Below are 11884 nucleotides of genomic sequence, written 5' to 3'. Positions count from 1 at the left end.
TACTTTCACAAAGTGATGAAATTAATTACAACCTAAAAAACCAGACTGGTAATTTAGAAAATAGTTTTTATATTTCTGAACAGCAACATGCTCATGGTCATGCAGGGAAAATCGAAAGAACATCACCAAATGTGATGGTTCTTAACGATGCCACCTACTCGACTTGTCCACCAGGTCAAAAACCAGGTTGGAAAATTCAGGCAAATAAAATTGAGTTAAATCAGGAAACTGGACGTGGTACAACCCACGGAACAAAACTATATGTTAAAGATGTTCCAGTTCTAGCAATTCCCTACTTTAACTTCCCAATTGATGATCGTCGTACTACAGGTATTCTCAATCCACAGTTTGGTTTCTCAAACGATGGTGGTGTTGAGCTTTCTGTTCCGGTTTATTTAAACCTTGCACCTAACTATGATCTGACACTTACTCCGCGCTATTTAGCAGACCGCGGTGCAATGTTAAAAGGTGACTTTAGATATTTAACCGATGGCTTTGGTGCGGGTGAGATGTGGGGTGGCATGTTGCCATCTGACAAAGAATATGATGATAAAGATCGTAAAGATTTCCATTTCTTACATAACTGGAATATCAACGATCAATGGTCAACCAATCTAGAGTACAACTACGCTTCAGATAAAGACTATTTCTCAGATTTAGATAGCAGTCCTAACTCTAAAACAGACTTAAACTTACGTAGAGCATGGGAACTTAATTATCAACACGGTATTCCGGGTTTAAAAGCTCAGCTTAAAGTCGAAGATTTCCAGACACTTGACCCTGACATTGCCGATGTTGATAAGCCTTATGCACGCTTGCCACAATTTTTATTAAATTATGTCACGGGTAATCCATTAGGTTTACAATACGAATTTAATAACGATACTGCATACTTCAAGAAATCAATTAATGATGATTCTGCTCAGGAAAGTAGCGGTACACGTATCTACAACCAGTTTGCAACACGCTACAACTACCGCACACCAGCAGCATTTGTAATCCCTGAAGTTTCAGTACGTTCTATTCAAACATTCTACGATAAAGACAGTATTGCATCTCAAGGTTTAGATGGCGGTTCTGAAAATAAATCAGTCGTTGTACCTCAATTCACATTGGATACTGGACTGAATTTTGAACGTGAGGGCAAGTACCTACAAACACTTACCCCTCGTGCGTTTTATGCATATGCTCCATACAAAAACCAAGACAACTATCCAAATTTTGACTCAACTTCAGCATCAGTAAGTTACGATCAATTATTTAACCCTTACCGCTTCTACGGACATGACCGTCTTGAAGACAACAACTTTCTATCACTTGGCGTAAGCTATAGCCTTTTTGACACAGTCGGCTTAGAGCGTTTACGTGCAAGTGTTGGTCAAAGTTATTATTTTGAAGATCGTCGTGTGACATTAAAGCAACAAGATGAGATTGATACTGAAAGTAACACTGGACCAGTTGTAAGTTTAACAAGCCAGTTAAACCAAAACTTCACCATTGCTGCTAACTCAGCATGGATGTCTAATGGTGACAATGCTCAGCGTGATTTCCAAGTTTATTATACTGGAGATAAAGGAAACCTATATAACTTAGGCTATTTCTACCGTAAAGATATTGCAGGACGTCAAGATACTTACGATCAGGTTGTTGCATCGTTTATACAACCAGTTAAAGATAATTGGCGTATTATGGGCCACGTACAATATGACATGGACAATGATGTTGCCCGCGAGATATTACTAGGGGTTAACTATGAGTCATGTTGCTGGGGCATTTCTGTCTATGGTCGCTCATACTATAACGATCTAGATGATCCAAAATCTCCAGATGTTAGTGAAAAACGTGCCATTATGGCCGAAATTACGCTAAAAGGTTTAGGTGGTTTAAACAATAAACTCGCGTCTTTACTTGAAAATCGCGTTTTAGGTTTTAACAAAATTAATCAATCTTGGACACAACGTTAATGAAGACAAAGCATCTTAAACAGTTTTTTAAAGCAACTACCCTTGCTGCCCTAATCTCTTCATCAATGCATAGTTTTGCCCAACCCGCTGATGAAGTTGTGGCAATTGTGGACAATAGCGTAATTTTAAAAAGTGATCTTCAACAAGGGATGGCTGAAGCCGCTCACGAACTACAAGCACAAAAAAAAGAGGTTCCACCTCAGCAATATTTACAATTTCAGGTGTTAGATCAACTCATCTTGCGTGAGGCACAACTTGAACAAGTTAAAAAATATGGCATCAAACCTGATGAAAAAAGCTTAAATGAAGCAGTCTTAAAAGTAGCAAGTCAATCTGGAAGTAAAAGTTTAGAAGCTTTCCAGCAAAAGTTGGATGCTATGGCACCAGGAACTTATGAAAGTTTACGTGGCCGAATCGCTGAGGATTTAGCGATTAGCCGTTTGCGCCAACAACAAGTCATGTCTCGTATTAAAATTAGTGACCAAGACGTAGAAAACTTCTTAAAATCACCTCAGGGACAGGCTGCTTTAGGCAACCAAGCACATGTAATTCATATGCGTATTACTGGCGATAATCCGCAGGAAGTTCAATCTGTAGCTCAAGAAGTACGCTCGAAGCTTGCGCAAAGTAATGATATAAACGCATTGAAAAAACTTTCAACTGCAAATGCAAAAGTTGATGGGGCTGACATGGGCTTCCGCCCACTTTCAGATATTCCTGCCGAGCTTGCAGCCCGTATTACCCCATTACAAGAAGGTCAAACAACCGACTTAATTTCAGTACGTGATGGTGTACATGTTTTAAAGCTTATTGAACGTAAACAAAATGAGCAAAAAGCTTTAGTACCTCAATATCAAACTCGCCATATTCTTATTCAACCGTCTGAAGTGGTTAGCCTTGATAATGCCAAGCAAATTATTGACAACATCTATAAGCGCTTAAAAGCTGGCGATGATTTTGCAACTCTTGCAGCGACCTATTCAAATGATACAGGCTCTGCACGTGATGGCGGTAGCTTAGGTTGGGTAACTCCAGGCATGATGGTGCCTGAATTTGACAAAAAAATGCAGGAAATTCCTGTAGGTGAAATCAGCGAACCATTCCAAACTCAATTCGGTTGGCACATTTTACAAGTAACTGAAAAACGTGAAAAAGATATGACTCATGAATATCAAGAGCGTATGGCACGTCAAATTTTAGGTGAACGTCAATTTAATACTGAAATCGACAGCTGGTTGCGTGAAGTGCGTGCGAATGCTTATGTAGAAATTAAAGATCCAAGTCTAGACAAAAAGAACTTACAAAAGTAAGTCTTTTGTCTTCATTAAAACCTGCGTTCATCGCAGGTTTTTTTATGAATAAAATTCACTTAATAAAAAACCGGTTATAAATAACCGGTTTTTTAAATTAAACCCTAACGGGAATTATTTATAACGATCAACCATTTTCTCTAAAGAAATTGGACGAATCTTGTCAGCATTTCCAGCTGTACCAAATGCTTCATAACGATCGATACAAATTTGCTTCATTGTATCAACTGTTTTAGCAAAGTATTTGCGTGGATCAAACTCAGATGGATTCTCTGCCAAAAATTGACGAATCGCACCTGTTGAAGCTAAACGTAAATCAGTATCAATGTTGATTTTACGTACACCGTGTTTGATTGCTTCTACAAGCTGCTCAACAGGTACGCCATAAGTTTCGCCAATATTACCGCCAAACTCATTGATTACCTTTAACCATTCTTGTGGAACAGAACTCGAACCATGCATTACAAGGTGAGTATTTGGTAATGCCGCATGAATTTCTTTAATGCGGTCAATTGCCAAGATATCGCCTGTAGGTGGACGCGTAAATTTATACGCACCGTGTGAAGTACCAACGGCAATTGCTAGTGCATCAACATTTGTATCAGCAACGAACTGAGTCGCTTCTTCCACAGAAGTTAAAAGTTGTGAGTGGTCTAGCACACCTTCTGCGCCAACACCATCTTCTTCACCAGCCATACCAGTTTCAAGGCTACCTAAACAGCCAATCTCACCTTCGACAGAAACACCACATGCATGCGCTAAAGCAACGACATTACGAGTTACATCAACGTTGTATTCGTAAGATGTAGGTGTTTTACCGTCTACGCCTAATGAACCGTCCATCATCACAGAGCTAAAGCCAAGCTGAATTGAACGCTGACAGATATCAGGGCTTGTACCATGATCTTGGTGCATTACCACTGGAATATGTGGCCATTCTTCAATTGCAGCCAAAATAAGATGGCGTAAGAATGGAGCGCCTGCATATTTGCGAGCTCCAGCTGATGCTTGAACAATTACAGGTGAATTGGTTGCATCCGCGGCAAGCATGATTGCGCGCATTTGTTCTAAGTTATTTACGTTAAATGCTGGTACGCCGTAGTTATGTTCAGCAGCGTGATCCAAGAGCTGGCGCATTGAAATGAGTGCCATAATATCCTCCCAGGTAGTGCGGGTTATTCTACCCTTTCATTTATTTCAATTCAGCAACAAATCACAGTATTTCAAAAAAAATCCCCGCATATGCAGGGATTTTTTAACAAAAAACAACAAATTAATGTGTTTCTGAAGCAGCAGCCTCACTTGATGCACTACCTTCAACCACATCAGTATTCTTTTCATCTAAAACTGGCTTATCAATCGCATCAATTGCCGCTTGTTGCTCAGGCGTTACTTTTTCAGAAACAGCAGTAGAAGCTGCTGATTCTTGTCCAGCCTGAGATGCTTCATCTTTCTTAGCGCAAGCAGTCAACATCATCGGTACAATTAACACAGCAGCAAATGTAAGCTTTAAATTCATCACTATTGTCCACAGTTGGTGATTTAATGCTCGCTATTTTATTGCAGATATATGACAGTTTAATGACCTATCCATGAAAAAAGGGACTGGTAACCCAATCCCTTCTTGTTTTTAGATAACAGTATTAAGCACGCTCAAGTAAAACTGCAACTGCTGGCAAAGTCTTTCCTTCAACAAACTCAAGGAATGCACCACCACCTGTAGAAATATAACCAATTTGATCAGCAACGTTATATTTATCAATCGCAGCTAAAGTATCTCCACCACCAGCAATAGAGAAACCAGCAGATTCAGCAACAGCAAGCGAAAGCGCTTTCGTACCTTCACCAAACTGATCAACTTCAAATACGCCTACAGGGCCATTCCAAAGAATCGTTTTTGACGTTGTTAAAATATTTGCAAATGCTTTAGCTGTTTCCGGACCAACATCTAAAATCATGTCATTTGATGTTACATCTTCTACTTTCTTCACAACTGCTTGCGCTGCTGCTAAAGAACCCAAGAAATCTTCAAAGTTAATTTGTGAAGCATCCGCAACTACCACATCTGTAGGAAGTGGAACACTTACTTTTGCTGCAATTTGTTTTGCAGTTTCAACCAAGTCAGCTTCGTATAGTGACTTACCAACATTGAAACCAGCAGCTGCCAAGAATGTATTTGCAATACCACCACCAACGATAAGTTGATCACAAATACTAGAAAGTGAGTTTAGAACATCAAGTTTAGTTGAAACTTTAGAACCTGCAACAATTGCAACCATTGGTTTTTCAGGAGTTTGCATTGCACGGCCTAGTGCATCTAACTCAGCTGCCAATAAAGGGCCAGCTGCTGCTACAGGAGCAAAACGAGCAACACCTTCAGTAGACGCTTCTGCACGGTGAGCAGTACCAAATGCATCCATTACAAATACGTCACATAATGCAGCATATTTTTGTGCAAGCTCTGGATTATTTTTCTTTTCCCCATGGTTAAAGCGTACATTCTCAAGCAATACAACTTGACCAGCTTCAACTTCTACGCCATCTAGGTAATCAGTTAATAATTTAACTTCTTGACCCAATACTTCTGTTAAATAAGCAGCGACTGGTGCAAGTGATTGTTCCGGCTTTGGTTCACCTTCAACAGGACGACCTAGATGTGAAAACACCATCACTGCTGCGCCTTTTTCTAAAGCAGCTTTGATCGTTGGTAATGCTGCACGTAAACGAGCATCACTAGTAATCACACCATTTTTGACAGGAACGTTTAAATCTTCACGAATAAGGACGCGTTTACCTGTTAAGTTAAGGTCAGTCATACGCTGAAAATTCATGTAAAGCTCTCTTTATGATTTTAAAAACGCGCCAATTTTAAATGATTACATCAAAAAAGGTTAGTTTTTTTGCATAAAAGCTGTAGAAAGCCTGAGTTTTGATTATGATAGAGATAGTCATTTGATATTTCATCCATTATGTCTATTCATCCAGATCCACAAATCAATCGTTTAAATGTTTTAGGGGAACCTTTAGCAAGTTGTTGTTTCGACCCTATTACTGGCTATTTTAGAAATGGTTTCTGCCACACAGCAGTAACAGACCTTGGTCAACATACTGTATGTGCGCAAATGACCTCTGATTTCTTAAATTTTTCACAAAAAATAGGTAATGATCTTATTACCCCGTTACCAGAAGTAGATTTCCCTGGTCTAAAACCCGGTGATTTCTGGTGTATCTGTGTAACCCGTTGGGTTGAAGCATATCAAGCAGGTCAAGCACCTCCTATCAAAATACATGCATGTCACCAAGCTGTTTTAAGCTATGTGCCTTTAGATGTTTTAATGGAATTTGCAGTGTAATGGTTCAGCCACAAATTATTTTGGCGTCAAGCAGTCAAACGCGTAAAGCCTTAATGGATCGCTTAGGGATTAGCTATATCTGTGTGAGTCCTGATATTGATGAGAGCCCTCGCAATGAAATCCATGCCGATGAACTTGCGAAAAGGCTAGCTTTCACAAAAGCTCAAGTGGTTGCTGCACAAAACCCACATGCAATTATTATTGGTTCCGATCAAGTCGCATGGCGAGAACACGCTCCTAACGACTTTATTGGTAAACCAATGACCACTGAAAATGCCAAAATACAGTTAGCAGAAAACTCAGGTCGAACTGTCTTCTTTAGTACAGCACTCAGTGTGCAATGGCTTGATGGGAATTTTGAGCAAACGCTTGTTGAACATTATCAAGTTAAATTCCGAACCCTAACTCAAGCTGAAATTGAACGATATATTGCATTAGACCAACCACTCCATTGTGCTGGTAGCTTTAAGTGTGAAAGTTTAGGAATTAGTTTGTTCGAAAAAATGACAGGCCTAGATCAGACGACACTTATGGGGTTACCCATGATTCAACTTTGCCATATCTTAAGGCAGCTTGGTCTACAAATTCCTTAATTTTAGATGTTTTTATAAATAGGTTATTTTCATGACAGAACCTTTAGCAGTTTTAGGCGGTATTACTGCCGAACAATTTTTAGCAGAATATTGGCAGAAAAAACCTTTACTGGTACGTAACGGGTTGCCAGAAATTGTCGGTCTTTTAGAACCCCAAGATGTGCAAGAACTTGTTTTGGAAGAACATGCGAGTGCCCGACTCATTCGCCAAAAAGATAAAAATCCAAATGAATGGCACGTTAAGTCTTCACCTTTAACCAAGGGTGATTTTCAAAAGCTACCAAAACTATGGTCAATTTTAGTACAGGCGGTAGATCACTATTCATTTGATCTGTCTGAACTTTGGAAAAAATTTCCATTTATTCCTCAATGGCGCCGCGACGACATTATGGTCTCTTACGCTCCTAAAGGTGGTTCAGTAGGAAAACATTTTGATTTTTATGATGTTTTTTTAGTTCAAGGTCATGGACATCGTCGCTGGCAGTTAGGACAAATGTGCGATGCAAATACTGCATTTGTACCAAATCAACCATTAAAACTATTGCCAGAAATAGATGTGCAATTTGATGAAATTTTGGCACCTGGTGATTTGCTATATGTTCCACCTGGAATGGCACATTATGGCATTGCTGAAGATGATTGCCTAACGTTCTCATTTGGTTTTCGCATGCCAAACGTTGCAGGGATGATGGAACGTATTAGTGATCAATTTTCAGCTAATAGTTTATTGCAAAATCCTGTTGTCGACATCACGCGCAAACAGATGAGTCAAATTGGGGAAATTAATGCTTCTGAACTTAGCCACCTAAAAGACTTAGTATTAGCTCAATTACAAGATTCGGCAGCACTTGATGCCGCTATCATGTCTTATATGAGTGAACCTAAATATCCGGATAATATTCCAGAGGCTGATGAAATCGAAGCCGATGACTTGAAGGAAATTTTACACGAAGGTTACGAAGTTCTTTTAGAGCCTGCCTCTCGCCTACTCTATACAGAAAAAAACGGCACCCTAAACTTTTGGGGCAATGGTGAAGCCCTATTTATAGCTGAGTCCTTTGAGCAAAAATTAAAAGCAATTGCTAATGGAGAAAGTCTAGCTTTCGATAGCCAATTTAATAATGATGAAACGCTAGAAAACGTTGCTCACTTGTTAAATGAATCTATTCTGATGCTTTTACCTCCTGCAGAGTAAACGTCTTAATAAAAGTAGACTTTTACATGACCGTGGAAAAGTCTACTTTTTAAATTAACAACCTAACTCAAAATAAACTCGATTATTACTCATTAAATTTACCTGAAAATCCTTAAATAGCGCGTAATTAAAGTTATTAAGCGTAAAAAATTTTGAAATCAAAATTAAAAATAAAAAACCTTATTATTAGAGAAATAGCATACCTCTTACTTACTTTTTCCTTAAAATTTAAACGATACCATTTAAAAAAATAATATCTTTTTTCTATCAATAACAAACAATACCTTGTAAAATTAAAGATCCAGATTCTCATTAATACAGATCACAGTTCAAGCGAATAGCAATTCATTTGTGAGAGGCTAAAAAATATGTCGAAAAAAGATGACATTATTAACACCGCATTAAGACTTTTTAACTCGTATAGCTATAATTCTATAGGGGTAGATCGCATCATTAATGAATCTGGCGTTGCAAAAATGACTTTCTATAAGCATTTTCCATCAAAAGAAAAATTAATTGAAGAATGCCTACTTCTACGAAATACGCTTTTACAAAACTCTCTGACTTCTGCCTTATCACAACATGATGAGTTAGACCCTCTTGCGAGAATTAAAGCAGTATTCTTATGGTATTCCGACTGGTTTAATAGTGAAGATTTTAATGGCTGTATGTTTCAAAAAGCTTTGGAAGAAGTTTTAAAACAGTATCCGTCAACACACCAACCTGCTACATTGTATAAAGCTTGGTTGACTCAACTTATGCAAAATCTTCTTAATCAATATGATGTAAAAGAACCTGGTCCTTTATCTTTACTACTCGTTAATATATTGGAAGGTATGACCATTCAAGCTCAGGTCGAACATGGTTCAATAAAAATTTATGATTATTGGAATCGAGTTGAAAAGTTAATCGACTTTGAAAGAGCCGCTTAAAAATAAAGCGTGATGTTCTTCTTCTTATATTAATGTTCTTCTTATCTATCACGCTGCGTCTGAAAGTCATTTTGGTTCAAAATTAGACGTTTTTTTCGACCCTACCGAACCAAAATATACAGACCTGTCTGTACAAAACAGATTATATATTTAAAAAATAAAAACTCAATCATTTTTTATGATTCATTTAAAGATAAATTAGATTTAACTATTTATCAGAGTGGAATAGCAGTTATTTCATATTAGCTTCAATTCACTTATACTTAACAATTAAACTTATAACACAATGCAACACTTTAGACACAAAAGAACTACAAACAACTGTTTTTAATTAAAAATACTACTTATTTATCAGTTCCCCTTATATTGCTTTTCAACAAAAACAATTGGATTGATTAGTTTTGCTACATTCATTTGTGCAAGATCAATCTATACTATGCCCGCTATATTGATATAGGTATAAAGTATGAAAGATGGACTCCAAATTGAAGAAATGAAAAATGCGGCTGATTCAGTCGTTGGAATTCTCAAATCTTTGGCGAATACAGATCGTTTATTAATTTTATGTCATTTAGCTTATGAAGAGCTAAATGTCTCACAAATTGAAGAGAAGACCCAAATTACACAGCCCACTCTTTCACAACAACTTATGATGCTACGTAAAAGTGACGTTGTATCAACTCGTCGTGATGGTAAGCAAATTTTTTATTCTATTAAGGACGACAATATGCATTCAATTTTAAATACGCTTCACCAACTGTACTGTGCAAGTAAATAATATCTTTAAACTATAAATTTATAATAATATTAGTAATTTCCTGAAATATGCGATTTTTCAGCTTGAAAGCTTAGAGTTTAGTCCAAGCACAGAGTTTTGAAAATTCGCGTAGCTTTTCCAAAGTCTCACTGTTCCCCTTTATTATTTCATCACTTCATTTCTCTGCGATTTGATAGTTATTTGATATAAATCTTTTTCTGACGAACAATTAACAAGCAAAACAATTAACGAGAAAAGTTAAATTTCAATAATAAATAAAATTAAAACAATAGTTTAATATTACCAACCACTATAAAAAAATCTAGTTAGCATAAAAAAGCTTAAGATTCACTTAACTTAAGTATAAAATACTCCGCTTGTTCAACCTTTAGCCATGAATAGGTTAATAAGGTCTTTATATGCTTGAATTCTTTTCTCGATTAAGCTTGGTAGCCAAGATTATTTTCGCCATTATTTTAGGTATTGGCGTTGCATTATTATTTCCAGACGTTACGCCATATTTAAGTTTGTTTGGTGAGCTTTTTATTAAAGCATTAAAATCTGTTGCGCCTATTTTAGTTTTTGTATTAGTACTTTCTTCTATCGCCAACTTCCAAGTCGGTCATAGTGCAAATTTACGTCCAATCTTGATTTTATATGTAGTAGGTATGTTGCTTGCTGCTTTCACAGCTGTGATTGTTAGTCTTTCTTTTCCTAGCACCTTGTTCCTTAACACTGTTTCGCACAATGATTTGCAAGCACCAGGAAGTCTAGCCGATATTTTAAAAAATCTGCTTTTGAGCTTTATTGCGAACCCTGTTCAAGCAATTAGTGAAGCAAACTTTATTGGTATTTTAGCTTGGGCAATTGGCTTAGGTTTGGCTATGCGCCATAGCTCAGACACCACTAAAGAAGTAATGCAAGATGTTGCTCATGCTGTCAGCGCTATTATTCATAAAGTAATTGCTTTTGCACCTGTTGGTATTTTCGGTTTGGTTGCAGTAACTTTTGCTGACGCTGGCCTCGCGACTCTTGAAAGTTATGCGCAACTATTAATAGTACTATTGGGTACGATGTTCTTTGTTGCTTTAGTTATTAATCCAATTCTTGTTGCACTTACCATACGCGGGAATCCGTACCCTCTTGTATTTAAGTGCCTTAAAGAAAGTGGGATTACTGCTTTTTTCACACGAAGTTCAGCAGCCAACATTCCAGTTAACTTAGATTTAGCAGAACGCTTAGGTGTTAATCCATCTACAGCAAGTGTGTCCATTCCGTTAGGTGCGACAATTAATATGGCGGGTGCAGCAGTAACAATTACTGTACTTACACTAGCAACTGTACATACGCTTGGAATTCATGTTGATTTTGCAACAATGCTTATTTTATCAGTTGTTGCTACAGTTTCAGCATGTGGTGCTTCTGGTGTAGCTGGTGGTTCTTTACTTCTGATTCCAGTAGCTTGTAGTCTTTTTGGTATTTCAACTGAAATTGCTATGCAAGTCGTGGCTATTGGTATGATTATTAGTGTATTGCAAGACTCTACAGAAACAGCGCTTAACTCTTCTACGGATGTTTTATTTACCGCAGCTGTAGATATTCGATCTAAACAAGCTTCTTAAACGCATGCCATTTCAACGCCTACCAAACTGGTTCCAACTCGGAGCCTTTTTACTGGCATTCAATGCCGGAATGATTAATGTATTAGGGTTAATTACCCTTTTGCATCAATCTATTTCACATATGACTGGCAACGTTAGTATGCTAGCTATGAGTTTGG

At 37.6% G+C, this 11884-nt stretch carries 12 protein-coding genes; 9 read left to right on the top strand and 3 right to left on the bottom strand.

Annotated elements, in window-relative coordinates; all coding sequences use genetic code 11:
* Both UC75_RS02000 and UC75_RS01995 read left to right on the top strand, forming a co-directional pair.
* Positions 1-1964: LPS-assembly protein LptD (locus tag UC75_RS02000; RefSeq protein WP_228137020.1), on the top strand; the 1964-nt coding region annotated here is incomplete at its 5' end.
* Complete coding sequence (locus tag UC75_RS01995) at positions 1964-3274, top strand: peptidylprolyl isomerase (RefSeq protein WP_049836512.1); 1311 nt, start codon at positions 1964-1966, stop codon at positions 3272-3274. The genes UC75_RS02000 and UC75_RS01995, both read left to right, overlap by 1 nt.
* A 114-nt stretch (positions 3275-3388) precedes the next feature.
* Here the strand turns inward: UC75_RS01995 and fba are convergent, their stop codons facing one another.
* From fba to UC75_RS01980, 3 genes are all read right to left on the bottom strand, one after another.
* Positions 3389-4426 carry a class II fructose-bisphosphate aldolase gene (fba, locus tag UC75_RS01990; RefSeq protein ID WP_005304678.1) on the bottom strand — a complete coding sequence of 346 codons (1038 nt, stop codon included), beginning with the start codon at positions 4424-4426 and terminating at the stop codon, positions 3389-3391.
* 121 nt (positions 4427-4547) lie between these two features.
* On the bottom strand, positions 4548-4793 hold the full coding sequence (locus UC75_RS01985; RefSeq protein ID WP_013198094.1) for a hypothetical protein: 246 nt from the start codon (positions 4791-4793) through the stop codon (positions 4548-4550).
* Positions 4794-4917: 124 nt separating this feature from the next.
* Positions 4918-6105, bottom strand: a complete 1188-nt coding sequence (locus UC75_RS01980) for a phosphoglycerate kinase (protein WP_004792764.1) — start codon at positions 6103-6105, stop codon at positions 4918-4920.
* A 138-nt stretch (positions 6106-6243) separates the two neighbouring features.
* Here UC75_RS01980 and UC75_RS01975 point away from each other — a divergent pair, with 138 nt between their 5' ends.
* The 7 genes from UC75_RS01975 to UC75_RS19740 all read left to right on the top strand — a co-directional run.
* Positions 6244-6627, top strand: coding sequence for a DUF2237 family protein (locus tag UC75_RS01975; protein WP_003651438.1), 384 nt, complete (start codon positions 6244-6246; stop codon positions 6625-6627).
* The gene (locus tag UC75_RS01970; RefSeq protein WP_049836511.1) at positions 6627-7220 is read left to right on the top strand and encodes a Maf family protein; all 594 of its coding nucleotides are present in this window, start codon (positions 6627-6629) and stop codon (positions 7218-7220) included. Before UC75_RS01975 ends, UC75_RS01970 begins: the two co-directional genes overlap by 1 nt.
* Before the next feature lie 31 nt (positions 7221-7251).
* Positions 7252-8415, top strand: a complete 1164-nt coding sequence (locus tag UC75_RS01965) for a cupin domain-containing protein (RefSeq protein ID WP_049836510.1) — start codon at positions 7252-7254, stop codon at positions 8413-8415.
* Between the two features lie 368 nt (positions 8416-8783).
* A complete protein-coding gene (locus UC75_RS01960; RefSeq protein ID WP_004792769.1) occupies positions 8784-9347 on the top strand; it encodes a TetR/AcrR family transcriptional regulator in 564 nt (187 codons plus the stop codon).
* A 466-nt stretch (positions 9348-9813) separates the two neighbouring features.
* Positions 9814-10125 carry an ArsR/SmtB family transcription factor gene (locus tag UC75_RS01955; RefSeq protein ID WP_002121379.1) on the top strand — a complete coding sequence of 104 codons (312 nt, stop codon included), beginning with the start codon at positions 9814-9816 and terminating at the stop codon, positions 10123-10125.
* Positions 10126-10523: 398 nt separating this feature from the next.
* Positions 10524-11726, top strand: coding sequence for a serine/threonine transporter SstT (sstT, locus tag UC75_RS01950; RefSeq protein WP_049836509.1), 1203 nt, complete (start codon positions 10524-10526; stop codon positions 11724-11726).
* A 4-nt stretch (positions 11727-11730) separates the two neighbouring features.
* Positions 11731-11884 (top strand): DUF1275 family protein (locus UC75_RS19740; RefSeq protein ID WP_228137200.1); only part of this gene is annotated, 154 nt, incomplete at its 3' end.

The sequence above is a fragment of the Acinetobacter sp. V2 genome, from assembly GCF_001188385.1.
Taxonomy (GTDB): Bacteria; Pseudomonadota; Gammaproteobacteria; order Pseudomonadales; family Moraxellaceae; genus Acinetobacter; species Acinetobacter oleivorans.
Note: the sequence above shows the minus strand (reverse complement) of the source record. Positions and strands in the feature narration are given on the sequence as shown.

Excerpts from the sequence above, each read along its gene's own strand:
- UC75_RS01980 (WP_004792764.1), bottom strand. The coding sequence starts at position 6,105 with ATGAATTTTCAGCGTATGACTGACCTTAACTTAACAGGTAAACGCGTC.
- UC75_RS01965 (WP_049836510.1), top strand. The coding sequence starts at position 7,252 with ATGACAGAACCTTTAGCAGTTTTAGGCGGTATTACTGCCGAACAATTT.
- fba (WP_005304678.1), bottom strand. The coding sequence starts at position 4,426 with ATGGCACTCATTTCAATGCGCCAGCTCTTGGATCACGCTGCTGAACAT.
- sstT (WP_049836509.1), top strand. The coding sequence starts at position 10,524 with ATGCTTGAATTCTTTTCTCGATTAAGCTTGGTAGCCAAGATTATTTTC.
- UC75_RS01975 (WP_003651438.1), top strand. The coding sequence starts at position 6,244 with ATGTCTATTCATCCAGATCCACAAATCAATCGTTTAAATGTTTTAGGG.
- UC75_RS01985 (WP_013198094.1), bottom strand. The coding sequence starts at position 4,793 with ATGAATTTAAAGCTTACATTTGCTGCTGTGTTAATTGTACCGATGATG.
- UC75_RS01955 (WP_002121379.1), top strand. The coding sequence starts at position 9,814 with ATGAAAGATGGACTCCAAATTGAAGAAATGAAAAATGCGGCTGATTCA.
- UC75_RS01970 (WP_049836511.1), top strand. The coding sequence starts at position 6,627 with ATGGTTCAGCCACAAATTATTTTGGCGTCAAGCAGTCAAACGCGTAAA.
- UC75_RS01995 (WP_049836512.1), top strand. The coding sequence starts at position 1,964 with ATGAAGACAAAGCATCTTAAACAGTTTTTTAAAGCAACTACCCTTGCT.
- UC75_RS01960 (WP_004792769.1), top strand. The coding sequence starts at position 8,784 with ATGTCGAAAAAAGATGACATTATTAACACCGCATTAAGACTTTTTAAC.